A 26022-nucleotide genomic window follows, 5' to 3' on the forward strand; every position below is an offset into this window, starting at 1 on the left:
AGTAATTACCAAGCCTCAATCCCGTCATTCCCTACAGTGAATGCCCGCGAGGGCGATAGGGAATCTATTGTCCACGCGTTGTGAAGTTAAGTAATGCGACACAGTGCACGACTATAACTATTAATGGTTGTTGGATGTTTACCTTGCAGAACCTGATGAGTAATATATTAGTAATAGCTTATCGTTAAATTATTGATAATTTGCGATATTTCAAATAAAAGGAGTTTATATGGAATCGAAACAAGCTGAGTTATTGGCTTTGCTAACTCAACAGTACCGTGAATATTGTGCAATACCATTAGATGAAATACAGCAAAAACGCGACAAGAAATCATTTATTAATGGGCTTATGGCAGCGTCTCGAGTTGTTGGTGTTAGTTATGAGCAGCTCAATGAAATTGTTGGCGCTAATGCTGAATCGAGAGGTGTAAATCTTGACGACAAAATTGAGATCCCGACTTATATTCTCCATCAAATTGTAATTGGGCCATAGCAAGAATCATCACAGGGCTATATAAAGATTCTTTTAGTGGTGTTTTTAGACTCAAATCAGCACTAAATAGGCCACCAATTGCGCGTTATTTAGTATCAAAATGGCAATTTATAGCCTCCGTTATACGCTTTTTCTTGAAATATTTAGCTATCAATATTCTGCATCTATTTCTTTTTAATATAAATTATGCCAACTCTTCATTCTTGAAATCTTTGTCACTTTTAATGGTGAATGATTTTAACGCTAAAAAAGCATATTCTTCCTTTTTTAGTTAAGGAACGTTGATGAAATTTAATTGCAAAAAAATAACGACATTGATTCGTTCGGTAATAACCGTGTCAGCATTGTTAGCCTGTGGTTCGGCTTTGGCGGCTGATAATGTGGCGAGCAATAAGCTAGATTGGCAGGTCTTAGATGGTGCTACAGTAAATAGCACTGCGTCTTTGTGTGCCAATTCAACTGTAAAAGTGTGCAACGGTGATATTCTAAATGCGCTGTATGCCGAAAATAACTATATGCCATATTGGTTTAACCCAGTGCTTGTCAATGCGATTATGCCGCAATTACAAGCGTTGGCAGATTCCAAAACACTCCCTGGTATGACGCAACGTCTAAAAGAGTTGAAGCAACTACAAGCATTGCCAGATGAGCGTGGGTTTGATCTGCTATTAACTGATACCTATTTGATTTACGCCGATTACGTGCATCAATTAATGCAAGATCCTCGACCATTATACAATTCACAGCCTGTGACATTGACGCCGTTGACATTGAAAATGGCGCAGAATTATTTCCCATTAACGGTTCAAAAGATCAACTCTCTTATTCCTTCTTCGCTGTTTGTGCCAACAATGGATGTTATTAGCCACTTATTATCGCTACCGGCTAACCCGCTTGATTCGAGTAACGTTCACTTTGATGGCGTAGTTCACCTCGGAGATACCATTCCTTATGGCGCTAAAGTGGCGACTGTGCTTTGGAATTTGGGCTATTTAACTCAGCCTCAATACCAACAAATTACTGCTCAAAAAACGATTACTAATACCGGAGTGATGAGCCAGGCAATAAAAAGCTTTCAAAGCAATTATGGTTTGAAGATAGACGGTATTATTGGGTCAGATGTTGTTAGTCAATTAATACGCCCTTATTCTAGTTTGGCACGTATTACAGCATTGAACTTACAACGTGAGCGTTTTGCGCAATTGCAGGGAAATGGTCCACAAATTATTGTTAATATTCCTGATTTCAAAATGACGCTATATGACAATAAAAAATCCGTATTTGAATCGAAAATTATCGATGGTATGCCAAAACGGCCAACCAATTTGTTTCAGTCATACATTAATACGGTTGTGATTAACCCTTATTGGTATGTACCTGAAACGATTAAAGTTCAGAATATTATTCCAGCGGCTAAAGCTAATCCTAACTTTTTAAAGAATAGCCATATTGATGTGATTAATAGCTGGACAGATCATTCTGTTGTGCCACCAGAATCAATTGACTGGGCAACGGTAAATCCAAAGACATTTACCCATCAATTTCGTCAAGATACAGGTCCTGAAAATGCGTTAGGACGGGTGGCATTCTTGATGCCTGATTCGTTCTCTGTTTATATGCATGACGAGGAGCAATCAGAGTATCCATTGTTTAACCGCTACCACCGTGATTTAAGTTCTGGTTGTATGCGTGTTCAACACCCACGTCAGATGGCAACATTGATATTGTCTTATCAAAATATGCCGAATTTGCCATCGGTTGACGATATGATTAATACCAATAACCACCGTGAGATTGGCTTGAACACGCGTGTTAATGTTGATGTGGCTTACTTAACTGCTTGGGTAACACCCGATGGTCAGTTAGAGGTGCGCCATGATATTTACGGTTATGATAATCCGCGAGCTCAACCGATTCAGAATCAATTTATTTCGATTCCAAACTACCGAACGAATCAACGTATTAAATTGGCATTGAATGGTCAAAGTAGCTGATTTAGAAAATACACATTGCTGATTCGCTTAACCAAACAAAAAAGAAAAATAGGACAGCCATAAATTATAACCTTGAACAAGGTATGGCTGTCCTATCTCTTATCTCTTAACCTCTCACCTCTTGATTTTTTTGGCTGTCTTACATTTATCTATGTTTTCTTTTTATTTTTTTTCATGTTTTTGTGATGTCTATCGAGTATGAAATATAAACAATTTCTAAGTTAAGGTGTTTTTTATATTGTAAAAATGCATCTAGAGAATTTGTTAGAGATAATTAAAAGCAGAGGATATATGGATATTATTACAGCGTTTAAAAATGTTGAAGCATTAGCGAATGGCGTCGATCCAATAACTGGTGAAACATTGCCACAATACTCACCATATAATGACCCTGAGATTGTTCGTTCATTATTTATGATAATGGCATTAGTTAAAATGCCTGAAAAAGGAAAAATTTCAATTGAAAAAAAACAAAAGCTAAATATTGCTAAAGGACTACCTCAAAATGCGGGATTAGCTTGGACTAATGATGAAAGACAAGAATTAATTGCTGCTTTTAATAATGGTGCGTTAATTAATGAGCTCTCAGAGATGCATGGACGAACAAAAGGAGCAATTACATCTGAATTAAAGAAGCAAGGCTTGATAGAGGATGTGTAAATAGACATAGAAAACACAGGACACCCATAACTTATATTAGAACTATTGCGAGAAAGCTGAATGGCTGCCTTGTGTTTTATTTCGCGTTATTTTTTGATTATTTTCATCTCTAATTGTTGCTGTAAAAAATTAATAAAGCAGCGGGTTTTTGCCGGTAATAATCGCGTTTCTGTGATGGCATAAATGGGTACTGCGGCACTTTTCCAATCGGGAAGTACATGAGTTAACTTACCTTGTTCTAATTCTTGAGCCACAATCTCTTTCGGCATTAGAATTAGCCCCATATTTAATATCGCTAGCTGTTTGATCATTCCGATACTATTAACAAATAACTTGTTGGTTACTTTTATATCAGCGCAGCTATCTTGGTTATATAGCACCCAGTGGGCGGATTTTACAATACTAAAGCATTGATGATTAACTAAATCGTTAGGAGTTTGTGGTTCGCCGTATTGGGCTAAGTAATTAGGGCTGGCATACACATAATGATGAAAGTGGGCAATTTTACGGGCAATTAAGCTTGAGTTTTCGCTTTCTCCAGCACGAATAGCAACATCAAATGATTCTGATGTCATATCAACACGGCGAGAGCTTAAATCAAATTCTAATCGAATATCAGGGTAGCGCTGACTGAACTCTGGCAGTAAAGGCGCGATATAAATAGTCGCAAAATCAATCGGTGCAGAGATACGCACAGTTCCTGTTGGATGAGTTACTAGTTCACCTAATTGTTCATGGGCAAGTTTAGCTTCGTCTACAATACGACGACAGCGTTGATAATAAAGCTGGCCAGCTTCTGTTAGTTCTATTTTTCGCGTGGTGCGATGAAACAATCGTAGTCCAATTGCTTTTTCTAAGGCGCTAACTCTTCGCGATAGGGTTGAGTTAGGCACGCCAGTTACTTCAGCCGCCTGACGAAAACTCATCACTTTTGCTACTTCTACAAATAGTGCCATATCATCAAGTAATTTCATTATTATCCCATTTATGAACCAATCATTTCCATTTTATAGTATTTAAGTCATTAGTGGAATTGTATAACATGGCTTTATTAAATGAAGACGGAAAAGAGATGATTATGCAAACTCAAAAGAAGAAAGTACTTGTTGTCGGTGCGACTGGTTTTTTAGGTCGTAAAATTTTACGTAAGTTAATGCAGTACCCACATATTGATATTAAGGCGATGTCACGTAAAGGTGCACCAAGTGATAATGAGTTTGCAGCGCTAGAGTGGGTTAAGGCCGATATGCTAGATGCTGAGTCTTTAGATTTGGCTATGCAGAATGTTGATATTGTAATTAGCTCTGCTAATGGATATATGAAAGAAAGTCTTGATGCTGATTTTCAAGGAAATAAAAATCTAGCTGAGGCTGCGGCAAGAGCAAACGTCGAGCGGTTTGTGTTCTTAAGTATTGTTAACAGTGATGAGGCTGAAAGTGTGCCACATTTTCACGCTAAGAAAGTGGCTGAGGATGTGATTAAGCGCACAGGGATCCCTTATGTTTTTGTTCGTGCTCCAGCATTTTTAGATCAAACATCAGACTATATTGCTGATGGTTTTAAAGCTGGTCGTTTTTATGCTATCGGTGATACAACAACCAAGTGGTCATATATTTTGACTGATGATTTAGCCGATTATTTAGCACAAGCTGCGGCGTATGCTGGTGATGATATTAACAATCAATCGATTGATGTGGGTTGGCAAGATGGCGCAAAAAGCCAAGCTGAGTTAATACAAATGATCACAGAGGTCACTGGTAAAAAACTATCAACGTGGACGATCCCTTGGTTTGTATTTTCGCTATTTGTACGTCCAATTAAACTTTTTAGTGAGTTGGGTTACGACATGTTGCAAATGTTCTTATTCTTTAAAAAAGGCCGTTTTGTTGCTGATATTTCTCAACATGAACGATTCTTTGGTCCAGCTCCAGTTGCGAAAGATGCAATTAAACGTTGGGCTAAGGCGAATCAGTTTATTAAATAATGGTAAAAAGCCTCTAAGCACATAATATCGATAAGATTGGTCTTATAAAGTAGTATTTTGGCTGAGATACAAGTGAATGGGTTTAAAAAGGGCTGTGTGATAGCCCTTTAAAGAAGAGAAAGCTTTAACTCACTTGTTGGCGTTGTTTATTTTTTGTCAATAAATGGGGTAATAATTGCATAGTAGCAACAGAACCAACAATAACGATAATGCCGACGATTGATAATGTACTTAAGTGGTGTGATTTAATCATATCAGGCCACCATCCCATTGTGACGACCAATGCTGTTGATATAAAGCTTATCACAGGTGCTACGGCAACAACTGCACTGACTTGAGCCGCAGGCCAAAATACTAACGCTTTTGCCAATGCGCTATAGGCGATTAAGGTATTAAAAGCGCAAAAAAGAGCAATACTCCAATCAAACCCTGTTAATGTTGTTAAGCGAGTAAAATCAGTTAATGGTGTTAGTAAAACCATACCTACACCAAACACACACAGTAATACATTTGAGGTGGATAATTTAGCCAACAGTGATTTTTGTAGCAGGGTATAGCATGCCCAAGAGAGTGCTGAAAACTCAATAATACCAACCCCGATAAGGACTTTACTGCCAGTATTAATATGACCACTAATATTAGGGTGGAAGAAAAGAATAATGCCAATAGCCAAAGTGAATAAGCAAGAAAGCTGAATTGGAGTTAAGCGTTCTTTAAAAAATAATAAGCTACCAAAGGCAAGAAAAAAAGGGGCGACTTGAAAGTTGAGCTGAGCTTCTCCTGGTGATAAATATTTTAAAGTTAATACAAAAGTGACATAGTTAAGGGTTAAAAAAACACCTGCAAATAAAAGCTTAATGGTGTCTATTAATGTTATTTCTCGAAACTGACGTAACTTTTTAGCAGATAATTGAATTAAAAATATAATAATAAATGCAATGAAAAAACGGAACCAACTTAGTGATGTTGCATCAATGAATTGTTCCGAAAGTTTTAATGCAATGGGTAATATCCCCCAGAATAAAAGTGTAATACTACTGTACAGCAGGCCTAGTTTATTATTTTTCATGATAATGATTCTTTAGATAATGATATAAATCACAACTAATATAATTGAACCATTAGTTGAATTGTATGACAAATATCAATTGCTAAGTTATTGAACGTAAATCTATATTTATTCCATTGATTTATATATTCATAAATAGAGCCACATACCCATAAAATAATAACGGACTATTATGCGTCTATTGTTATAAATAGGCTTAGTATTGAGTATAATCGCGACAAAATTAAACCGTGTGCCTGTGTTAGTTCAACATGGTGTATATAAGCAGCATTTAAAGGGTGGTTATGTCTAACAAATATGAGTCAATGGTTAATGATTATTGTGTGGTTGTAAGTGCAATTGAATCTTATGTAGCGTCTAACGTTGTTGATTTTGAGTATTGGGATGCTGAAGTCACTAAATTTTTTATTGATACTGAATCTGCAAGCTATATGTATGATTATGTTGAAGCCGCTAATCTTTTTGGTGTTTCAGAATTGCAAATGCAACATTTTTTAATCGTACATTGCTGTTTAGGCGATTATTTAGATGGGCTTATTGGTGATAAAGATCCAGAGGCTTGGGATATGAAAGATCAACAGTTAGTCGTGGCTTACAGTGATAGTTCAGAAGATGTCTTCCAGATCGCTGATATCTGCGACCTTATGGCTAAAACAGAAGCTGTAGGTTGGACTTTTGAGGATTTAGTGAAAGCGGAAAAAGAATTACAACAACAAGCCAAGCATTTAGCATAACAATAATGAGATATGTGCCGTGATGTGGCACATATCTTTTTATGATTGAAATTAGTCAGCTTTAATTAGCGATGGGCACTAATAGCAATTTCAATACTGCTGTATTCAGTTTTTTGGCCTAAAACCGTCAATAGGTTAGTGGTTTCAACTAAATGACGAAATCGTGGATGTTCAATATTAACAAAAAGTAATGTGATGTTGCGATGGGTCAGCTTTTGACTTAATACTTCAATTTTATCTACTGCGGTTAAATCCATATCACTGATACTACTGGCATCAATAATGATCAAATCCAGCAGTGGACGAGTATTGGCGAGTTGTAAAATACGCTCTTCAAAGTATGAAAAAGTCGTAAAATATAACGGTGCTGAAAAGTGAAGTACGGCAACATCTTCTTCAGTCGATAAATTATCTTCAGGGTTTAAACGTGAGCGGTGTCCCCAATGATCGCAGTGAGGCTCACGAAATAATTCCTCACAGTTTGGACGAGTGATAATAAACACGCTGTGTAGCAATGATAATAACACTCCAAACATTACCCCAATATCTATTCTAAAAGTGACTATCATTAATATGGTTGCGAGACACAGATAGAACTCTTGTCGATTCTGTTGGTAGATTCGCTTAATCTCAGTCCATTTGAAAATACTCAAGCCGACATACATTAAGATCCCCGCTAAGGTTGCTTTAGGTATTAAATGAAACACGTTTTGCGCATAGATCAACACTAAACAGATCACCGCAGCTGAAAATAAAGCCGCCCATTTTGAGTGCGCACCGCCTTGTTGAATTAACATGCTTCGTGGTGGGCTCGCATTTCCAGGAAAACCACCAATTAAACCCGATAACACCGAGCCCAAGCCGATACCAGCAAAGTCGCGGTTAAAGTTAGGCGTGGTATTACGATCTTTAATGGTATTAGATACCGCAGATGTTTGCACAATACAAATCATTGCGATCAATAACGCTAATGGAAAAATCGTTAATGCTTGTTGCCATGGTAAGCCAACAATTGCCCAATGAAGCTCAAACCCAGCAGGATTAGATAAGGTTGGAATATGAATATTATTGGCATTTAACCCTATTTCAATTGTAATACTAACGCCTAAAGCAACCAGTGCAGCAGGGAAGCGTTTATATTGACGACTAAACCAAAAGATAAAACCAAATACACCGCCACCAATTAAGGTAGTAATAATATTAAACTGTTCTATGTTCAGTATTAAATGATAAATAGCCGGGAACGGTGATGCAATATCATGTGGTAAGCCTAAAATTGCTGGCAGTTGACTCACAATAATATGAATTGATACGCCAGCTAAAAAACCTAATGTCACCGGATAAGACAGTAAATTAGCAACCCAACCTAATTTAAATACATATACCGCGAGTAAAATGCCACCAACCAGTAATGCTAATAAAGCAGCAAGTGCCATATATTGTGCACTGAATAATGCAGCATAACCTGCAAGACTCACGGCAAAAATAGGTGCGATAGTAGAATCGGCACCACATGATAAATAACGATTGCTGCCAAAAAGGAAAAAACCAATACTGGATACAACAAAAACGTATAAACCGTAAATAACGGGAAATCCTGCTAAATGTGCTGTTGCCATTTGAGCAGGTAAGGCAATGGCAGCGACGGATAATCCAGCAAAAATATCCTGACGCCATGCCATCACATTATGTACTTTAGTTTGCATTTGATCGTTCGCTTAAAGATGACGCTATAAATTACGTGCATAATCGCATTCTTTATACGAATATCAAAATATTAATACCGTTAAGCTAAATCTGTTGTTGTTACTGGTTTCATTCTTATTATTAATGCGATCATCGGCGCGACGATAGTAAGCATTAAAACGCCATTCCAGCCTACATGTTGATAAAGATAGCTCCCCGCAGCAGATCCTATTGCCATGCCAATAAACATAAACGTGAATAAGATTGAATTAAGGCGTCCTCTTGCTTCAGGTTGTAAACTATAAACAATCGTTTGATGTGACACTAATGTTGCGTTGATACCAAAGTCAAAAAGTATCACACATAAAACCAGCCATCCTATTTGCAGGTGTATAGCGAAGAATGGAATAAATAGCATCGCGATAAATGATAAAATGACGATACTAATACTGACTAATAGTATTTTATGTGCACCAATGCGATCTGACAATCCACCAATTAACGGTGCCGAGATAGCACCTGCTGCACCAGCTAATCCAAAAGTTCCAGCCGTCGCGCTACCTAATCCATAATTATGAGACAAAAACAGTGCTAGAGTTGTCCAAAAGGCACTAAAGGCAATTGATACGAAACATTGAGCAATAACAGATTGTCTTAACTGTGGAAACTGTTGCCATAGTGGCTTTAACGAGGCCATTATTTGTTTATAAGTAAGTGTGTTTTGGGATGGCATTGTAGGTAATGAAAACCAAAAATAGATAATCAATGCCATGATAATTGAAGCGGCAAGTTGGAATATTATCGCCCAACCCCAAAATTGACCAATAATACCGCTAAACACACGTGATAAGAGTATTCCTGATAATAATCCGGTCATTACAATACCGACTGATTTTCCTCTTTGATTTGGCGGTGATATTACGGTACTAGCAAGGACAATATCTTGTGCCGATGTAGCTAAAATGCCGACACACAAACTCGTAATTAATAAGATTGGAAAAGTAGAAGAAAAGCTACAGAGCCACAGGGCAGCACAAAGAAGAACTAATTTAGAAATGATCAGCTTTTTACGATTAACCATATCTCCTAACGGCACGAGAAAAAATATTCCTAATGCGTAACCGATTTGAGTGAGCATCGCAATGAGTCCTGCTTCGCTGATTTTTATTTGAAAGGCATTTGATAATAAACCGATAATAGGTTGGTTATAATAAATGGCAGAGACACTAAATCCAGCACCTACAGATAAGCCAAAGAGTTGTTTAAGAGGTAATGTTTGCTGCTTAGTCAGCGGTTGAGCTATGAGAGTCATCGTGTGTCCGTTTACGGAAAAAGTATTGACGAGAATATGCCTGAACGAATACTAATTTTATAGATGGCATAATCGTAATACTGTTATACACTCAACGTATGAACATACAGACTCTAAAAAACCTCGACCGAATATTATTACTTAAAACATGGGTAAGAATTGTTGAAGCTGGAAGTTTAAGTACTGCTGCTAAACAATTGAGTACGACTCAACCGACGATCAGTCGACGCTTGAAATCATTGGAACAAATTCTTAATTGCAAGTTAATGTTGCGTACAACGCATCAATTAAAATTAACCGATGAAGGGGACAATTGTTATCAACAAGCTAAACAATTATTAGCGCAGTGGTCAATATTAGAAGACTCGGTAGTTAATGAGACTGCTACAATTAAGGGGCGATTGAGAGTAAGAGTACCTCATGCTTTTGGTCAGAAACAGTTAGTTAAGCCACTAATTAAATACCTTACAACATACCCAGAAATGCGTGTTGATTGGCTATTAAATGATACTTTGCCTGATTTTCTTGCTGATAATATTGATTGCGCAATTCATGTCGGTGCTGTTACCACTCCAAATGTAGTTGCAAAACTCATCGCGCATGTTCCTCGTATTGTGGTTGCAGCTCCTTCACTGATCGAAAAATACGGGAAAATGAATAATATTACTGAATTACAGCAATGGCCATGGATTGCGATCAGTAGTTTTTATAATCATGAGCTAACGTTAAAGAATACTGTTTGTAGTACAACTTCTATATTAGAATTAGATCCTATTCTATCGACAGATAATCTTTATTCTGCTGTTGAATGTGTCAAGGATGGCGTAGGGATAAGTACCGTCTCTTCATGGTTAGTTGAACCTTACTTACTAACAGGTCAACTTGTACATATTGCTGAAGGATGGCAAGCTGATCCATTACCGATTTATTTGGTATATCCCTACTCAAATTATTACTCAAAAAGACTGCGATTATTTATGGAAATAATGACTGCGGGGATTCAAAGTATGGTAGAGATAGATCAAAAAATCCCATAATAATATGATGATTTGTTATTTAGGAATATATATCATTACGCTAAAATCGCTATTTATTGTTTGTGAAATCGTTAATTGGTACTGATTGACTTTACAAATATTATTAACAATCGATAGTCCTAAGCCATAGCGACTATCGTTTGATCTTGAACGATCATGCTGATAAAGCGGTTGAACTAATTTTTCGAGTTCAGTTTCTGAATAGTGAACAGTCGTGGTGTTAATGACTTCAATAATGAAGTTTGACGTTTTATCGACAACGTTTATTTGGATATTGGTAGTGGGTAAACTATAAAACAGCGCATTATCAACCAAATTGGTTAGAATTGTTTTTAAGCTAAATGTATCAGCAATTATAGTGGTATCAAGTGGAATATTTTGGGTTATTCTGGTGCTGATATCAGGGTATTTAAAGGTTAATTCTTGTTCAATAGCATCACATAGTACCTTCAGATCTAATGGTTGTTTATATAGTTCAATTGCTGATGATGTCCGTTGAAGTAATAATAAGTTCTCTACGATTATTCGCATTCTATTTGAAATATGTAAAATATCATCAGTAAATGTTTCAGCTAAACGTTTATCATCAGGAAAACGCTGGTGGACTTCTGTGAGTGTAATTAGTTCGGCGATAGGCGTTTTTATTTCGTGTGCAATATCTGATGTGATGCGTTTTTCATTTTCAATGCTATTACGATTAATGATTAAAAAATTATTTAATTCATTAATTATTAAGTCAATTTCAGAGTAATTTTTTTCGCCATCAAAAATAAAATGCTTATTTGAATCGTCATTATTATTATTGAAGGTTTTAATTTGTTGGTTTAATGAGTCTAAAGGCTGCAATCCTTGGTTAACAATTTTTTTCGTCACAATTCGAATAATGATCATTGATAATAAAAAGCTGCCAATTAGCAAAATATCTAATAGTCCTGTTATACGAGTAAGGCTTTTGGTTGAGGTTGCGACGGTGATATACATATAGTCGCTTGAACCATCTTTGTTGCGATGAACATATGATGATAAAAGCGCTTGCCCTGGTGTATTATTTGGCATAGTTACTTGAACTAGCTGATTTGAATTAGTTGCAATTTTAGTGTGGTGCAGGTCTAGTTCAGGATAGGGACGAAGATTTAATGACCGTTTGATCGTTTGATTGTTTTTCCATATTTGGTAAAAATAATGGCTATTTTTGTTATCAACAATGGGAGATGAATGATCATTGATCAGGATTTTTATCTGCTCCATTTGCTCTTTGAGTCCAGTTTTGAACTGTTGTTGAGCCCAATCATCAATGCTTGTATCAATAAATGTATACACAATAATGATAAATAATCCAAAGATTGCGGAAATTGCATTGATTAAGTTTCTTTTTATCGAACGTGTTTTAATCATTATTAATTCTCAATATAGTAGCCAAAACCACGTTTATTTTTAAGTGGAAAAGTCGCTGTAATTGAATGAGATTTAATTTTTTTTCGTATAGTGGAAATATGCGCTTCAATAGTATTTTTAGAAATATAATCAAAATTATTGGCAATATTATCGCTGATCATTGCTGTACTCATCACTTGATTTGGATGGTTAAAGAGGTACTCAATAATTTTAAATTCATTAGGTGTCAGATTAATATTGATCGCTTCATAATGCAAACTCATGGTGTTTGAATCTAAAGTAAAGCCATTAATCGTTATGGTGTTGCTAAAATTATTAATAATACCGCGTCGAGAAATAGCAATAACTCTAGCGTGTAGTTCATCAAAAGAAAATGGTTTAGTAAGGTAATCGTCTGCGCCTTGCAGCAACCCGTTTATACGGTCTTGGTGTTGGCTGTTAGCAGAAAGGATAATAACCCGTGTTTGTAGTGCTGATTTCCTTAATAGTTTAAGTATTTCCATACCGTCGATACCCGGCAACATGAGATCTAGAATGATAATATCGTAGGGGTTATTAAGTGCTAAGCTGAGTCCGTCAGTACCATTACTTGCTTCATCAGTTGTGAACCCTAAGTTATTGAATCCAACAACTAAACTACGGCGCAACGGTGAGGAATCTTCAATAATCAATAGTTTCATTATAAACTCAACGCAAAAATGTATACTCATACAGAATGTATAAGTATACATTAAATCATAGTGTTACCTTAATTGTTTATGCTTTTACTCTACAGCTCGCGCTAATATCAAGTGCAGGGTTGATAATCTTAGACTGCACACCATAAAGGCCTAATAAACTATGGAATAAATTATCTTGTGATAAATGGCCAATGTTTTCTTTCGCTTTTAAACAGCTAAGATTAATACCTTTTTGCTGCGCATATTGAACTGGAATCCATAATAACCACGGCACATGTTTTTGTTCTTTCGGTGCTATAGGGTAAGGCGCACCATGAAGATAAAAGCCATTTTCACCTAGCGATTCACCATGATCAGACATGTATAACATCGCAACATTGTATTTTTTCTCATTTTTCTTCAATAACTTAATTACTTGCTCATCGACATAGTCAGTGTAGAGAATAGTATTATCATAGACATTTTTAATTTCTTGGTCGGTGCAATTTTCAATATCGCTACGGTTACAAGAAGGCTTAAAACGGTCGAATTGTTTTGGATAACGTTGGAAATATGTTGGACCATGGCTGCCAATAAGATGTAAAACAAGTAATTTATTTTTATCATCTTTGTTTATAAAGGCTGCAGCTTTACTTAGCATTACGCCATCATAACAACTGGTACCGTCACAATATTGATTATGTTTTGATGTATCAGTTGCAACATAAGGCATTCTGGCTGCAACACCTTTTGAACCGCCATCATTATCGATCCATAACACTTCAGCACCAGCGCGGTGAATAATATCAATGGCGTTATCTTGAGTATAAGCACGATCTTGATTGTAGTGAGCACGGGTTAGGTTAGAGAACATACACGGTACGGATAATGCGGTGTAAGTACCACATGATTGTACATTTCTAAATGAAATGATCCCTTCATTTTTAGTGTAAGGGTTAGTGTCGCGTTTATAACCATTATAGGCATAATCATAAGTACGTGCGGTTTCACCAAGAACCATGACAAATAATGTCGGCTTGTGGTTTTTGGTTGGTAATAGTTTGGCATCTAAGCCTTGTTTTTTGTATGGCAGCGGTTTGTAAATAAATTCCTTATATAAGTATTTACCACCGGCGTATACATGGCCAGGAATGATCATACGGTTTAAATAGTGGTTATTACGACCAACTGCGGCATAACTTTTGTAGTTCGTTAACGCGATGATAAGTAGTGCAGTTGTAGCGATGCCGATAAGTATAATGCGCGCGATAATTTCTTTAATAAATGTTTCACGCTTAGTGATTTTAATGCAAGCAATCCAAATGCTTGGTATTAAACCAAAGACGATAATATATGTTATAGAATGTAAATTAACATACGATAATGCTTCATCAGAGCGTGTTTGGAAGATACTTTCAATAACCGCATTATCAAATAAAGTGTGGTAATTCACTTCAGCAAATAATGCCATGGATGATGTGATGACTAAAAAGATCATGATGGCTTTAAAAATATATGGCCAACACAAACAACTGAAAATGATTATAAAAGCAGCAATTAAGACAATAGGTGCTGTATAGGGAAAAAACGGGTTTGATACCGTATTACTTAACGAAAAGATCTTTGCTATGGTCGGGAAATTAAAGCAAAGAGTGAAATAGAGCGACATCCATACAATAAAACTGGTCATCTTTAAGTGAAAAATTTTGCGCATTGTTATTCTTTAATTAATCAATCAATACTCAGATTATCTGTGATGTAACTTAAGAATTACTTAAGACTCTTTAATTTGCTGTATGAAACAATAGTGCTTTGTTAGTTATCAAATGCAAGATGTAGAATGCAAATGAAATGTATTATTTATCATTATGGCAATTAATTATTTTATTTATACTTTATGCATAATTTTAAAGGCGTACCGCTGATACGGCGATAAAAGGTACCAAAAAAAGCCGAAAGGCATACTCTTTTGGTATGATTTAATGAGTGCTATTTTTTTGTGGCGTTTTGGGTGCTTTGATATCAAGTTTTATATCTAAGCACCATTGTTGGTTAAATGTTAATTATTGGTGGATATTTGGTTGCTTTATACGCAATGGTTTAGAGCAGTGTCGCGAGATAAAGATAACTTAGCATCTAAAGGAATAGGTTTTGAAAATAAGTACCCTTGATACATTTCTATATTTAGGCCAGTTAATAATTTAAAAATAGTTTCGGTTTCTAGACCTTCTGCAATAATAGGTAAATCGAAATGGTGTATTAGTGCTACTATTACCTGCAGTGATTTGAACTTAGATACATCAATATCAATATCTTTAACAAAAAATCTATCAATTTTCACATAATCAAAAGGATAGTCAAACAGTCGTTTATTGACATTGTTACCACATCCAAAGTCATCTATAGCCAGTTTTATCCCTTCAATTTTTAAAAAATCTAAGGTTGTTCTAAAATGTTCAATGTTGATGATGTCATCATTTTCTAGTATTTCAATAACCACGTTAATCGATTGATTTAATGTTATTAGTAAATTAATGATTGGTGTAGTTAAACTATGGCTATATATGTTTATAGAGATAAATAGCCCAATATTATTATGGAATTTAAAATGACTGATTAGCTGTAACAAGAGAGCATTTGTTAAGCATTCAGAAAGTTGTTGGTCATCTTTGACTATCGGTATGAACGTTAAAGGTAACCGAATTTCATGTTCAGATACGATCCATCGAGCTAGGACTTCATATCCGACTAACACTTTGTTTTTATTTACTATAGGCTGAATAAATGGTTGTATTTTTCCTGTAAAAATGGCATCGGTTATTTGTTTTTTTGTAATTTCAATGCTGTTCATAATATACCATTAAGATAAATGATTGTTTTTGTTTTTTTGTATTAGAGATTCTAATATTTCGAGGTAATTGTTTTTTTCTTGAACTGTTTTATTCCTTAATAAAAAAGCTATATGGTCTAACTTACTTGAGTTATGTTCGTTATAGAAAAAAGAAATTTCTTTATTGGTAATGAGTGAAATATTTAATAACAAGTCAGCGCGTGGAATTCTTGTTCCATTTTCAATATCAATATAGGACTGTCTTGATACATTCAATAAATGAGACATTTCTAATTGTGATATATTTAACTCAGAACGGGCTTTTTTTATGTTGTTATGCATAAATTTTAAATGTCACCTCCAGTTTTTAAATTAATTATTACCGAGAGTTCTGTGATTTTTGAATCATATATATCAAGGAGTAGGTTGATATCTGATAAATCGTTGTTTAATATTTTTTGTTTTATAAAATCGCGCATTACTTTTATAGATATTAATGTTTTTCTATAATGTGTTTTTTTCATAAATTATCGCCAATGATATCAAGTTCGATTTTGTTTATTAATAGTAATAAAATATCATCATCGATGCTAAGGTTATTGTCGTTAATGATTTCTTTTATTCTTTTTATAAAATTATCCTCAGAATTATAAAAATAACTAATTTCTTTACCTGACAATAAAGATAATTTTTTTATAATATCTGCTTTGGGAGAAATCTTACCTCGTTCAATTCTCACTAATGTACTTCTAGATATTCCTAAAATCAGAGCCATATCGTTCTGTGATAGTTGTAATGAATACCGAAGTCTAAGTATTTTTATATTCATATAAAGATTATGGCTAGGAAGATCGTTTGAGTATTCTACAATAGGGTTATGTTTTTTTTAAATAAAATAATCAAAAACAGATGCATTTGTATTAAAAATACGACATGAGTAAAAAGCATAAAGCAATTCCATTTTGGTATGTTATTTGGGTGGTTATGAAGAATAAAAGCTTTTTATTTAAAATTAAAAATTGAATGATTAGTCGTATAATGTGGTTTTTTATGGTGTTCGTATGCGTTTTCTTTAGATTATAAGTATGATTTTTAGTCTATAAGAAGGCATAGTTATTATTTATTTCACTATGTGTGACTGTACTGTTTCAAATGAAACATTTGTTATTACTTATTTGCTCGTAATGAAAATGAAAAAAATTATAATCCGCACGTTTTTGGTCTAGTCAGATCATATGTTCGGAGTTAATTTTAAATGAAAAAATTTGCACTTAAAGCTGTAGCAATTGCGTTATTAACCACTTCACTAACAGGCTGTATTGGTCAAATGGGGGTTTCTAAAGTTGTGACTAAAGCTAATTTGTCAGCTGTCGATAACCGCTATGGCCGTGCAGGATTGTATGTGTTATTGAGCCCTATATATGGCATTGCTGCAACTGCGGATTTATTTATCTTCAATTCAATTGAGTTCTGGACAGGGAAAAACCCAATTACTGGTAAGTCACCAGCAGTTGCAGACATGAAGTTAAACACATATTTGAAGATCAACAATATGTTGGATCGCTCTTTAACGACAGTACCATTAGCAAGTGTACAGAATAGTGATATTGAAGCGGCAGCATTTAAGCAGCTTGATGACAACACGTTAGAAATGAAAGTATCTCACCGTAATGGCACTACAACATTACTGCGTGGAGAGAAAGCAGGTGATGCTGTGAATTTTTACCTAGATGGTGAGTTTATTACCGCTGTTACTGTTGCTGACCTTGACCAATATGCTGCTCTACAAGCATAAACAGATAAGTTAGCAAAGTTATTTTTAACTGTTGTTTCAATCTATATATTTAAAAACCGTATATCTTATAAGGTATACGGTTTTTTTCGTATAAACAATGCGTTATTTTTTTCTGATTGAAAATATTATTTTATTAAGCTCTGTATGGCTGTTTTTAATTATTAATTGTCAAAAGAGCTATATTAAGTTAATAAAATTGTCGATATAGTAGATAGCAAGTCAAGGGAATGAAATCAAAAACTAGGCTAAATATTGAAAACTTTAATTTTTTTATTAATTAGTACTACTTTGGTTTAAACGAGTATGCAGGATTAACTAAAATCGCAGAGGGATAACTTATGACTACATTCAACACACAGCAACTAGAAAAAATGCGCACTCAAGAAGGTTTTATTGCTGCACTAGATCAAAGTGGTGGTAGTACTCCCAAAGCTTTAAAAACTTATGGTATTGAAGAAAGTGCCTATAGTAATGATGAGCAAATGTTTGATTTAGTACATGCGATGCGTTCTCGTATTATTACTAGCCCTGCGTTTAGTGGCGAGAAAGTTATTGGTGCAATCTTATTTGAAAACACACTAGATCGTGAAATTGAAGGAAAACCGTCTTCACTTTACCTTTGGGAAGATAAAGGGGTATTACCTTTCCTTAAAGTAGACCAAGGTCTTGAAGATAAGGCGAATGGTGTTCAACTTATGGAACCAATTGTTTATCTTGAAGCACTTGTCGCAAAAGCAAAAAGTAAAGATGTATTTGGCACCAAGATGCGCTCTGTAATTTGGGATGCAAATGAAGCAGGTATTAAAGCGGTTGTCGCGCAACAAATTGAAGTTGCTAAAACAATTATAGCTGGTGGTCTAGTACCTATTATTGAGCCTGAAGTTAGCATTGATAGTCCTGAAAAAGCGCAAGCAGAAGAGATTCTAAATCGTGAACTATCAGCACAACTTGATCAACTTAACGATGATCAGCTTGTTATGCTTAAACTCACATTGCCGGAACAAGCAAATTTATACAGTGGCTTAATCGTTCATAAAAACATGGTTAAAGTTGTTGCACTGTCAGGTGGTTTTCCGCTCATGCAGGCGTGTGAAAAACTCGCAGCAAATAATGGTATTATTGCAAGCTTCTCTCGTGTATTAACGGATGATCTATTTGCTGATCAAGCACAAGCTGATTTTGATGCAGCATTAGAAAAAACTATTGAACCTATTTATCAAGCATCGCGTTCATAAATATCATGATTTAAAATATATGGTTGAGATATACAACAAAAATATTGATGTAGGACATAATATGCATGCTTCATTAAGTTTGCATGTTATGTCTTACATCTTTTCTATACCTAAAAGCCGTTTGGAATGAGGAGAAAGAGAATACCTTTGGTATTGAACGTTTATTTAAATTAATCACACCAATAATAATATGTAGATGTAACTTGGAAGATTCAACCTTTGCAATTATCCTTATTAGTTATCTTCTACTTGAAACATTACTATATTTACTGGATGTGATATTTCTTTCTGATATTTATAGTCCACCGATATCTAGGAAACGATCTTATTTAATGCTTGTTATTAATTATATTGAAGTGTGTTTAGGCTTTGCTGTGTTATATAAAGCAACGGGTGGGGTTAGTGAGTTAGTATCTAATTTTGCTGCAATTTATTTTAGTTTTATAACCGCTACAACAATTGGTTATGGTCATATGGCACTTACCGAGTAAAATCACTACAAGATAAAGCACAAAAAGTCGATATAGATAAGCAATAAGTCTAGCCCTCAAGATTACTTTATATAACTAATGAGGGCTAATACTGTTGTCTCTTATTAAAACCTACACCACTAAATTAGGGAAGGGTGATTTTTTGTTCTGTGGTTGTACGAGAGCTGCAACCAAGCGAGTCCTCCTTCCTTGGGCATTTACCACCAAATCGATGTACAGTTGTTGCTATTGTCATCGTGTGGTCTGCTAGGTTTATTTTTTTAATGGCATAGCTTGTATCTGTATACTCTTTGGTCATTAAGACTTCATCGGTATTGATGTTCTTAATCACTAATTTGCCGTTATTTGAACCACCACCAGGTTGTGGGTAATTAGGCAGTAATGGAGAATTTTCTAAATAAGCCACTCGAGTATTATTAGCATAAAAATGAGCATTAGCTGGCGCAAGGTAATGCTGGGTTGACGTTGAAAGTTGTTGTTGACTATTATGAATAATAACATCATAGCCGTAGTTAATATTGCCCCCGCCAGCACCTGGTGGACCCATCATAGCTTTTAAGATGATGTTTTTGCCATTAGGACTAAACTTATAAGGTACAAAAATCGCACCGCTATTGCCTGTTCTATGGGTTGTTGCTAACGTACCGACTACATAAGGATGTTGATTATTAGCATCAGAAGCCACCAGTTTTAACTGCCAGCTATTGCAGCGGTTATTTTTCAATGTACCGCATCCTGCAAAGGTACGAATCACAGTGTCACATTGTGGATTGACTAAAGATTTCACATAAAGATATTGGCTTGGAATTAATTGCTTTATATTTTTAGGCGGTGTGCGAGAAATATTTGGACACTGCTTATGGTTGCTTTTGATGGTATTAGCATACTGTCGTAGAGAACTATCTAATCGGCGCCACTTTTTACTGACGGTTGTTAGTGCCGCAGACTCATGTTTTAGTTCGTAAAGCTGACGTTTTAAGTTAAGACGAATACAGCCTTCCATGTATTCTTGTCTTGTACATTGTTTTTCAATTTGTTGGCGCCATTGCTGTTGGGTATTTGAGATAACTACCTGATCAACTGCACTATGGGCTTTTTTTATTTGTTGATATTGTTGTTCAAGTTGATGGTTGAGCTTGGTTAATTCAGATGAAGTACAGATAGCTTTATCTACTGCTGTACTTAATTGACTGCACTTTTCTGACGTAGCATTAGCATTAGCATTAGCATTAGTAGTTATTATTAATGAACTTAAAATGATAACCAGAGGAAATGAGCGATAATATATTGGCATGATAATGTCCTTAATATTTATATAAGTGATGTTATTAGCGTTATCTTGCCGTATTGATAAAAATAATCGGTGAATATTAGAACTGATAACTTTATTTATAGATTGTGAATCTTGTATATTATTGATTGATAGTAGTACATCAACAAATAAGATAGCAAACCTTGTCTATTGGTTTGTTATAACATAAAAAAACGCCAATCTTGATTATCGGCGTTTTAGTAAAAAAGGTATATAAACGCGTTAATTAATGTGTGTGGCGTGGACCTTTACTGACTAATTCTTTGCCGTTTTCAAACACATCATTGGTAACCCAGCGTCCATAAATCAGTTGCTGCTTATCGTTAAAAACGGCAACAAAATGACGACCATCAGCATTGTTCGTTGCCATGCCAACACCTTCTACACTTTGTAGCCCAAGGCCACCATTTTCAACGGAAAGTAGAAAAGCTTCTAGTTCTTCAAGGCTATCGATAACACTTAATTCATTATTAATCATTGCTGTACTCTTTGAGTGATGACTTGGTGCGATTTTCTATTTTAAGGAATATTTGTAAATTACACTAGCCTAATTGCTGAGATAAAATTAATGCAGCAATAATGAATCCATCCTGACGTTGGTTATTACCACCTATATAAGCATCAGCAATAGAAGAAGTGTTGGTTGATAACCATAAAGTACCATTTGATTTAATAATCGCATTGGCGACAGTACCATGATTATCTTGTAGCCAAATCTGATTATTGTTTTTTAATATTGCAAAAGGTGGCTGGTCGCTTATTTCGTTGATCCATATAGTATTGTTTTTAATCACAATAACAGCCTGGTTGTTGGTTAATGCTTGGGTGATTTTCGTTTGATCCATTTGATGCAAGATTATGAAATTAGGTGTTTGAGTGCGATTATTAGCTAACCATATTTGGTTGTTTTTTATTACTGCATTGGGAGTGATATTTTTATGGTTACTATTTAGCCAAATATTAGTGTCAGCAAAGGCATTGCTAGAAAATAGCAATAACGTCAAAATTGTAATGCATATCTTTTTCATTGGGTGATCACTCTTATAGGAAGTATAGATAATATACAGTATAAGCAACGGCTTGTGATCGACGATGAGGAATAACCAATAACTTTTGGGTGCTAGTTTGATGCCTCTATTCGTGCTATACAATGAATATTCAATAACATACAGTGAAATATTAAGGGAGTGATATGTCTAGCCAGAATATTAATACTCAATTGGTTACTGCTGGACGATCAAAGAAATTTGGTCAAGGGGCTGTAAATAGTGTTATTCAACGTGCATCGTCATTAGTGTTCGATTCAGTTGCAGATAAAAAACAAGCCACAGCTAATCGTGCTAATGGTGAATTGTTTTATGGTCGTCGTGGTACTTTAACCCATTTTTCACTTCAACAAGCGATGGTTGAAATCGAGGGTGGGGCTGGATGTTATCTCTATCCTTGTGGTGCAGCAGCAGTTGCTAATACTATTTTAGCGTTTGTGGCTGCAGGTGATCACCTTCTAATGACGGGGGCTGCCTATGAACCAACTCAAGATTTTTGCAATGTAGTGTTAAAAGGGCTTAATGTCGATACGACGTATTATGATCCATCAGTTGGTGCTGATATTGCGGATAAAATTCAACCCAATACTAAAGTCGTGTTTTTAGAATCTCCTAGTTCAATCACTATGGAAGTGCAAGATATACCTGCCATTGTAAAAGCTGTTCGAGCGATAAATCCTGAAATCGTGATCATTGTTGATAATACATGGGCTGCGGGGGTGTTATTTAAAGCTTTAGATCATGGTGTTGATATTTCGGTTCAAGCGGGGACTAAATATATCGTTGGTCATTCAGATGCAATGTTAGGTACTGCTGTTGCCAATAGCCGTTGTTGGGAGCAGTTGCGAGAGCGGTCTTATTTAATGGGACAAATGGTTGATGCGGATACAGCCTACGTTGCAGCCCGTGGTCTACGGACGATGGGGGTACGCTTAAAACAACATCATGAAAGTAGTATCAAAATTGCTGAATGGTTAGCGCAGCATCCACAAGTTGAACGTGTCAATCATCCTGCTTTACCTAGTTGCAAAGGGCATGAGTTTTTTATGCGTGACTTTAGTGGTAGTTGTGGACTGTTTTCATTCGTGCTTAAAAAGCGTCTTGATAGTCAACAGATTGCCAATTTCCTTGATAATTTTACCCATTTTAGTATGGCGTATTCATGGGGAGGATATGAGTCGCTGATTTTAACTAACCAACCTGAAGAACTTAACCGTATTCGTCCGGCTGGTAAGGTTGATTTTAACGGTACATTAGTAAGAGTTCATATTGGTTTAGAGGACAGTGATGATTTACTAAATGATCTCGCCAAAGGCCTAGAACGTATCGCTTAATCCTATTAACGTCTTAGCACCAACATGCTAAGACGTATCATTGATTGATTTTAGCTATTGCAATAATAGCTGTAAATATTTCTTTACGATAAGTTGGTTTGATTACGTCTTAAAATATTAAAACTATTTAAAATCAATTGGTTAAAAATAACTTTCAAAGACATGCTTAAATTTCAAGTGTTGTTTTGTCTGTATTTGTGTATTTTGTGTCTTATTTTATTTTTTCAGTCGCTGTTGCCATCGAAATGAGTGGGTGATATCTTAATTGCCATAGATGAGAATAATTACCAATAAGGTTTCGGTGTTTGATAAATATGCCAATGACAACGATATTTTTATTGAAGTATATACATGATTAAAACTAATAAATAACCATTTTATTTTTATTATTGAGTTTTAAAGCTTAATGGATTATTAAATTTAAATGCTTATTAATAAGTTTATTATGAGTGGGTTTATATATTTCCATGAAAATAATTAGCACCGTTATTAATACTAATAAGAATATAGAGGTTGCTATGAAAACAACTCGCATTGTTTTAATTCGTCATGGTCAAAGCCAGTGGAATAAAGAGAACCGTTTTACTGGTTGGGCCAATGTACCATTAACTGAACAAGGTAAATCAGAAGCACAGTCAGCAGGTCAAAAATTAAAAGAAAATAATTTCAAATTTAATTTTTGTTATACATCAATGTTGAATCGTGCCATTAATACTTTATCTATCGTACTTGAAGAACTTGATTTACTCTGGTTACCAGTTGATCATTGCTGGCAGTTAAATGAACGCCATTATGGTAACTTACAAGGCTTAAATAAAGCAGAAACAGCAGAAAAGTTTGGTGATGAGCAAGTGTTCATTTGGCGTAGAAGCTACGACACACCGCCACCAGCTGTTGATAAAACAAGCCTCTATTACCCAGGTAATGATCCACGTTACGCTGATTTAACCGTTGATGAGCTACCTATTGGTGAGTCATTAAAAGATACTTATGAGCGTGTAATTCCATTTTGGAACGATGTTATTGTACCTAAAATCAATAGTGGTGCAGATATTCTTATCGCGGCACATGGTAATAGTTTACGCGCCTTAATGAAACATCTCAGTGATATTGCTGATGATGAGATAACTCAGGTGGAGATTCCTACTGGAGTACCGCTAGTCTATGAATTAGACAGCAATATGAAAGCCATAAAATATTATTATTTATAAGAGTACATAAGTACTTAAGAGTTAATGTCAAAGATAAAACCTCACTTATTATAAGTGAGGTTTTTTTGTATATATCTAAAACGAAAATTCATGATGAGCAGCTGATTTCAAGATGTTTACCCCAATGCGGTGGTAGTTGTGCTAGCTTTTCTACATCTTCATGTTCATCAAAAGGGTGCGCTAGAACAGTCATTAATTGCTCAATAAGTTGATAATTTCCTTGTTCAGCTTCTTCAATGGCTTGCTGGGCAAGATAATTACGGAGAATATATTTCGGGTTATGCTGTCGCATTGTCGTTAGACGTTGGCGAGTATCTGGCTCAAGTTGTAACCGTTGTTGATAGCAAGCTAACCATGTTTTTAGAGCTAAAGTGCATTGGAACAGTGCGTTAAAGTGATGTTCACCGTGTGGAAGTTCATCAATGCGAACTTGGGATAATGTTCTAAAGAACAACGTGTAATCAACCTTATATTGTTTTAATAACTGCAACAGTTCAGAAAATAATTGAGTATCAGACTCATCTGCAATGGTTAACCCTAATTTTTGACGCATGTTATGACTATATTGCTGCTGTAATTGGTGTTGGTAATGTTCTAAGCCATCATCAATCTCAGTTTTATTGAGTAATGGTGTCAAAGCGTAGCCAAAAGCAGATAAGTTCCACAACCCAATTGCAGGTTGTTGGTCAAAGGCATAACGGCCTGAGTAATCTGAATGATTACAAATATAACTCGGTTCATAATCATCAATAAATCCAAACGGGCCATAATCAAATGTTAGCCCTAAAATTGACATGTTATCAGTATTCATAACGCCATGTGCAAATCCTACCGCTTGCCAAGCAGCTATCATGGCAGCTGTACGTTGACATATTTGCTTAAACAGTGAGGCATAAGGAGATGGGGCTGAGGCCAACTCTGGAAAATGGTGCTCAATAACATAGTCAGCGAGTTGTTGTAATTCTTGATGTTGCCCAGTGTAAAAAAGATACTCAAAATGGCCAAAACGAAGATGACTTTCAGCTACACGAACAAGCGTTGCTGCGGTTTCAACGTTTTCTCGTATCACTGATGTTTGACTACCAATGATTGCTAATGCGTGGGTTGTTGGTATGCTAAGTCCTGCCATGGCTGCGCTTGCAAGGTATTCACGAATAGAGGATCGCAATACAGCACGGCCATCACCCATTCTAGAATAAGGCGTTTTTCCTGAGCCTTTTAAGTGTAAGTCCCATTTTTTACCGGTACTGGTAATAACTTCTCCTAGTAATAGCCCTCTGCCGTCTCCAAGGTCTGGATTATATTGTCCAAATTGATGACCACTATATTTCATCGCCAGTGGAGACATGTTAGCTAATATTTTGTTGCCACTGAATATCTCGATAAAACGTGTATCGAGTGCAACAGCGGGATCGAGCTCAAGTTTTTCAGCGACCAGTGGATTAAAATGTACCAAATAAGGTTGATCTAAAGGTTGCGGTATAACTGACATACTGAGTGATGTGGCAAGCTCGCTATAGCTATTAGCAAACATCAGCGTCGAAAGTGTTTTCATGGAGATACCTATAGCTAAAGAAAGAGGGCTTTTTAAGCTTATCGAGTTACGGTAAATAAACAAGGGATGAAAAGTAGGGTTATTGGCTACCAATGATTTTTAGCGACTGACAAATAGTGAGTTAGGAGAAAATGTGAATTAATGCGGATAAATAAAATGTCGCTTATTCATAAACTATTCATTGTTGATG

The 26022-nt window shown here is 35.5% G+C and carries 26 protein-coding genes; 11 read left to right on the forward strand and 15 right to left on the reverse strand.

Annotation, left to right across the window (positions count from 1 at the left end):
• Positions 1 to 229: 229 nt before the first annotated feature.
• The 3 genes from BTN98_RS04760 (at position 230) to BTN98_RS04770 (ending at position 3147) form a co-directional block, all read left to right on the forward strand.
• The gene (locus BTN98_RS04760; protein ID WP_061000321.1) at positions 230 to 493 is read left to right on the forward strand and encodes a hypothetical protein; all 264 of its coding nucleotides are present in this window, start codon (positions 230 to 232) and stop codon (positions 491 to 493) included.
• 284 nt (positions 494 to 777) lie between these two features.
• Positions 778 to 2487 (forward strand): L,D-transpeptidase family protein, encoded by a 1710-nt coding sequence (locus BTN98_RS04765; protein ID WP_061000319.1) that lies wholly within the window; start codon positions 778 to 780, stop codon positions 2485 to 2487.
• A gap of 291 nt (positions 2488 to 2778) precedes the next feature.
• Positions 2779 to 3147 (forward strand): hypothetical protein, encoded by a 369-nt coding sequence (locus BTN98_RS04770; RefSeq protein ID WP_061000317.1) that lies wholly within the window; start codon positions 2779 to 2781, stop codon positions 3145 to 3147.
• Positions 3148 to 3233: 86 nt separating this feature from the next.
• On the opposite strand, the gene BTN98_RS04775 is transcribed toward BTN98_RS04770, so the two are convergent.
• Positions 3234 to 4121: a LysR family transcriptional regulator gene (locus BTN98_RS04775; RefSeq protein ID WP_061000315.1), complete on the reverse strand. Its 888-nt coding sequence runs from the start codon at positions 4119 to 4121 to the stop codon at positions 3234 to 3236.
• Between the two features lie 68 nt (positions 4122 to 4189).
• On the opposite strand from BTN98_RS04775, the gene BTN98_RS04780 reads away from it, so the two are divergent.
• Positions 4190 to 5131 (forward strand): SDR family oxidoreductase, encoded by a 942-nt coding sequence (locus BTN98_RS04780; protein WP_162840647.1) that lies wholly within the window; start codon positions 4190 to 4192, stop codon positions 5129 to 5131.
• A 124-nt stretch (positions 5132 to 5255) separates the two neighbouring features.
• Here BTN98_RS04780 and BTN98_RS04785 read toward each other — a convergent pair whose 3' ends face one another.
• A complete protein-coding gene (locus BTN98_RS04785) occupies positions 5256 to 6200 on the reverse strand; it encodes a DMT family transporter (protein WP_061000313.1) in 945 nt (314 codons plus the stop codon).
• A gap of 284 nt (positions 6201 to 6484) precedes the next feature.
• Between BTN98_RS04785 and BTN98_RS04790 the strand changes: the two genes are divergently transcribed.
• Positions 6485 to 6934: a hypothetical protein gene (locus BTN98_RS04790; protein ID WP_061000311.1), complete on the forward strand. Its 450-nt coding sequence runs from the start codon at positions 6485 to 6487 to the stop codon at positions 6932 to 6934.
• 65 nt (positions 6935 to 6999) lie between these two features.
• Here the strand turns inward: BTN98_RS04790 and BTN98_RS04795 are convergent, their stop codons facing one another.
• The gene (locus tag BTN98_RS04795; protein ID WP_061000310.1) at positions 7000 to 8640 is read right to left on the reverse strand and encodes a SulP family inorganic anion transporter; all 1641 of its coding nucleotides are present in this window, start codon (positions 8638 to 8640) and stop codon (positions 7000 to 7002) included.
• Positions 8641 to 8720: 80 nt separating this feature from the next.
• On the reverse strand, positions 8721 to 9932 hold the full coding sequence (locus tag BTN98_RS04800; RefSeq protein WP_061000308.1) for an MFS transporter: 1212 nt from the start codon (positions 9930 to 9932) through the stop codon (positions 8721 to 8723).
• 98 nt (positions 9933 to 10030) lie between these two features.
• Between BTN98_RS04800 and BTN98_RS04805 the strand changes: the two genes are divergently transcribed.
• Positions 10031 to 10969 (forward strand): LysR family transcriptional regulator, encoded by a 939-nt coding sequence (locus tag BTN98_RS04805; protein WP_061000306.1) that lies wholly within the window; start codon positions 10031 to 10033, stop codon positions 10967 to 10969.
• A gap of 15 nt (positions 10970 to 10984) precedes the next feature.
• On the opposite strand, the gene BTN98_RS04810 is transcribed toward BTN98_RS04805, so the two are convergent.
• The 7 genes from BTN98_RS04810 to BTN98_RS04835 all read right to left on the reverse strand — a co-directional run bounded on the left by BTN98_RS04810 (position 10985) and on the right by BTN98_RS04835 (position 16682).
• On the reverse strand, positions 10985 to 12364 hold the full coding sequence (locus BTN98_RS04810; RefSeq protein ID WP_061000304.1) for a sensor histidine kinase: 1380 nt from the start codon (positions 12362 to 12364) through the stop codon (positions 10985 to 10987).
• A gap of 2 nt (positions 12365 to 12366) precedes the next feature.
• Positions 12367 to 13044 (reverse strand): response regulator transcription factor, encoded by a 678-nt coding sequence (locus BTN98_RS04815; RefSeq protein WP_061000302.1) that lies wholly within the window; start codon positions 13042 to 13044, stop codon positions 12367 to 12369.
• Positions 13045 to 13120: 76 nt separating this feature from the next.
• On the reverse strand, positions 13121 to 14737 hold the full coding sequence (locus BTN98_RS04820; RefSeq protein WP_065190206.1) for a phosphoethanolamine transferase: 1617 nt from the start codon (positions 14735 to 14737) through the stop codon (positions 13121 to 13123).
• A 372-nt stretch (positions 14738 to 15109) separates the two neighbouring features.
• Positions 15110 to 15874, reverse strand: a complete 765-nt coding sequence (locus tag BTN98_RS04825; protein WP_061000300.1) for an EAL domain-containing protein — start codon at positions 15872 to 15874, stop codon at positions 15110 to 15112.
• Positions 15875 to 15883: 9 nt separating this feature from the next.
• Positions 15884 to 16195, reverse strand: a complete 312-nt coding sequence (locus tag BTN98_RS04830) for a helix-turn-helix transcriptional regulator (RefSeq protein ID WP_061000298.1) — start codon at positions 16193 to 16195, stop codon at positions 15884 to 15886.
• 5 nt (positions 16196 to 16200) lie between these two features.
• Positions 16201 to 16377: a hypothetical protein gene (locus tag BTN98_RS20265; RefSeq protein WP_156451845.1), complete on the reverse strand. Its 177-nt coding sequence runs from the start codon at positions 16375 to 16377 to the stop codon at positions 16201 to 16203.
• Positions 16374 to 16682 (reverse strand): helix-turn-helix transcriptional regulator, encoded by a 309-nt coding sequence (locus BTN98_RS04835; protein WP_061000296.1) that lies wholly within the window; start codon positions 16680 to 16682, stop codon positions 16374 to 16376. Before BTN98_RS04835 ends, BTN98_RS20265 begins: the two co-directional genes overlap by 4 nt.
• A 426-nt stretch (positions 16683 to 17108) precedes the next feature.
• On the opposite strand from BTN98_RS04835, the gene BTN98_RS04840 reads away from it, so the two are divergent.
• The 3 genes from BTN98_RS04840 (at position 17109) to BTN98_RS04850 (ending at position 19374) form a co-directional block, all read left to right on the forward strand.
• Positions 17109 to 17648, forward strand: coding sequence for a DUF3332 domain-containing protein (locus tag BTN98_RS04840; protein WP_061000295.1), 540 nt, complete (start codon positions 17109 to 17111; stop codon positions 17646 to 17648).
• 338 nt (positions 17649 to 17986) lie between these two features.
• Positions 17987 to 18883 carry a fructose bisphosphate aldolase gene (locus BTN98_RS04845; protein WP_061000292.1) on the forward strand — a complete coding sequence of 299 codons (897 nt, stop codon included), beginning with the start codon at positions 17987 to 17989 and terminating at the stop codon, positions 18881 to 18883.
• 203 nt (positions 18884 to 19086) lie between these two features.
• Complete coding sequence (locus BTN98_RS04850; RefSeq protein WP_231730731.1) at positions 19087 to 19374, forward strand: ion channel; 288 nt, start codon at positions 19087 to 19089, stop codon at positions 19372 to 19374.
• 124 nt (positions 19375 to 19498) lie between these two features.
• On the opposite strand, the gene BTN98_RS04855 is transcribed toward BTN98_RS04850, so the two are convergent.
• The 3 genes from BTN98_RS04855 to BTN98_RS04865 all read right to left on the reverse strand — a co-directional run bounded on the left by BTN98_RS04855 (position 19499) and on the right by BTN98_RS04865 (position 21714).
• The gene (locus BTN98_RS04855; protein ID WP_061000290.1) at positions 19499 to 20668 is read right to left on the reverse strand and encodes a lysozyme inhibitor LprI family protein; all 1170 of its coding nucleotides are present in this window, start codon (positions 20666 to 20668) and stop codon (positions 19499 to 19501) included.
• 244 nt (positions 20669 to 20912) lie between these two features.
• Complete coding sequence (locus BTN98_RS04860) at positions 20913 to 21161, reverse strand: hypothetical protein (RefSeq protein ID WP_061000322.1); 249 nt, start codon at positions 21159 to 21161, stop codon at positions 20913 to 20915.
• 67 nt (positions 21162 to 21228) lie between these two features.
• Positions 21229 to 21714, reverse strand: a complete 486-nt coding sequence (locus BTN98_RS04865) for a hypothetical protein (RefSeq protein ID WP_061000288.1) — start codon at positions 21712 to 21714, stop codon at positions 21229 to 21231.
• A 164-nt stretch (positions 21715 to 21878) separates the two neighbouring features.
• Here BTN98_RS04865 and metC point away from each other — a divergent pair, with 164 nt between their 5' ends.
• Together metC and gpmA are read left to right on the forward strand one after the other, a co-directional pair.
• Positions 21879 to 23066, forward strand: coding sequence for a cystathionine beta-lyase (gene metC / locus BTN98_RS04870; protein WP_061000286.1), 1188 nt, complete (start codon positions 21879 to 21881; stop codon positions 23064 to 23066).
• Positions 23067 to 23584: 518 nt separating this feature from the next.
• Entirely contained in the window at positions 23585 to 24277 is a 693-nt protein-coding gene (gene gpmA / locus BTN98_RS04875) for a 2,3-diphosphoglycerate-dependent phosphoglycerate mutase (RefSeq protein ID WP_061000283.1), read from the forward strand.
• A gap of 88 nt (positions 24278 to 24365) precedes the next feature.
• On the opposite strand, the gene BTN98_RS04880 is transcribed toward gpmA, so the two are convergent.
• On the reverse strand, positions 24366 to 25832 hold the full coding sequence (locus tag BTN98_RS04880) for a protein adenylyltransferase SelO (protein ID WP_061000281.1): 1467 nt from the start codon (positions 25830 to 25832) through the stop codon (positions 24366 to 24368).
• Positions 25833 to 26022: the final 190 nt, after the last annotated feature.

It is taken from the genome of Photobacterium aquimaris (assembly GCF_002954455.1).
GTDB classification, from domain to species: Bacteria; Pseudomonadota; Gammaproteobacteria; order Enterobacterales; family Vibrionaceae; genus Photobacterium; species Photobacterium aquimaris.

Coding starts and splice junctions, on each gene's coding strand:
- BTN98_RS04760 (WP_061000321.1), top strand. CDS start 230: ATGGAATCGAAACAAGCTGAGTTATTGGCTTTGCTAACTCAACAGTAC.
- BTN98_RS04765 (WP_061000319.1), top strand. CDS start 778: ATGAAATTTAATTGCAAAAAAATAACGACATTGATTCGTTCGGTAATA.
- BTN98_RS04770 (WP_061000317.1), top strand. CDS start 2,779: ATGGATATTATTACAGCGTTTAAAAATGTTGAAGCATTAGCGAATGGC.
- BTN98_RS04775 (WP_061000315.1), bottom strand. CDS start 4,121: ATGAAATTACTTGATGATATGGCACTATTTGTAGAAGTAGCAAAAGTG.
- BTN98_RS04780 (WP_162840647.1), top strand. CDS start 4,190: ATGGCTTTATTAAATGAAGACGGAAAAGAGATGATTATGCAAACTCAA.
- BTN98_RS04785 (WP_061000313.1), bottom strand. CDS start 6,200: ATGAAAAATAATAAACTAGGCCTGCTGTACAGTAGTATTACACTTTTA.
- BTN98_RS04790 (WP_061000311.1), top strand. CDS start 6,485: ATGTCTAACAAATATGAGTCAATGGTTAATGATTATTGTGTGGTTGTA.
- BTN98_RS04795 (WP_061000310.1), bottom strand. CDS start 8,640: ATGCAAACTAAAGTACATAATGTGATGGCATGGCGTCAGGATATTTTT.
- BTN98_RS04800 (WP_061000308.1), bottom strand. CDS start 9,932: ATGACTCTCATAGCTCAACCGCTGACTAAGCAGCAAACATTACCTCTT.
- BTN98_RS04805 (WP_061000306.1), top strand. CDS start 10,031: ATGAACATACAGACTCTAAAAAACCTCGACCGAATATTATTACTTAAA.
- BTN98_RS04810 (WP_061000304.1), bottom strand. CDS start 12,364: ATGATTAAAACACGTTCGATAAAAAGAAACTTAATCAATGCAATTTCC.
- BTN98_RS04815 (WP_061000302.1), bottom strand. CDS start 13,044: ATGAAACTATTGATTATTGAAGATTCCTCACCGTTGCGCCGTAGTTTA.
- BTN98_RS04820 (WP_065190206.1), bottom strand. CDS start 14,737: ATGCGCAAAATTTTTCACTTAAAGATGACCAGTTTTATTGTATGGATG.
- BTN98_RS04825 (WP_061000300.1), bottom strand. CDS start 15,874: ATGAACAGCATTGAAATTACAAAAAAACAAATAACCGATGCCATTTTT.
- BTN98_RS04830 (WP_061000298.1), bottom strand. CDS start 16,195: ATGCATAACAACATAAAAAAAGCCCGTTCTGAGTTAAATATATCACAA.
- BTN98_RS20265 (WP_156451845.1), bottom strand. CDS start 16,377: ATGAAAAAAACACATTATAGAAAAACATTAATATCTATAAAAGTAATG.
- BTN98_RS04835 (WP_061000296.1), bottom strand. CDS start 16,682: ATGAATATAAAAATACTTAGACTTCGGTATTCATTACAACTATCACAG.
- BTN98_RS04840 (WP_061000295.1), top strand. CDS start 17,109: ATGAAAAAATTTGCACTTAAAGCTGTAGCAATTGCGTTATTAACCACT.
- BTN98_RS04845 (WP_061000292.1), top strand. CDS start 17,987: ATGACTACATTCAACACACAGCAACTAGAAAAAATGCGCACTCAAGAA.
- BTN98_RS04855 (WP_061000290.1), bottom strand. CDS start 20,668: ATGCCAATATATTATCGCTCATTTCCTCTGGTTATCATTTTAAGTTCA.
- BTN98_RS04865 (WP_061000288.1), bottom strand. CDS start 21,714: ATGAAAAAGATATGCATTACAATTTTGACGTTATTGCTATTTTCTAGC.
- metC (WP_061000286.1), top strand. CDS start 21,879: ATGTCTAGCCAGAATATTAATACTCAATTGGTTACTGCTGGACGATCA.
- gpmA (WP_061000283.1), top strand. CDS start 23,585: ATGAAAACAACTCGCATTGTTTTAATTCGTCATGGTCAAAGCCAGTGG.
- BTN98_RS04880 (WP_061000281.1), bottom strand. CDS start 25,832: ATGAAAACACTTTCGACGCTGATGTTTGCTAATAGCTATAGCGAGCTT.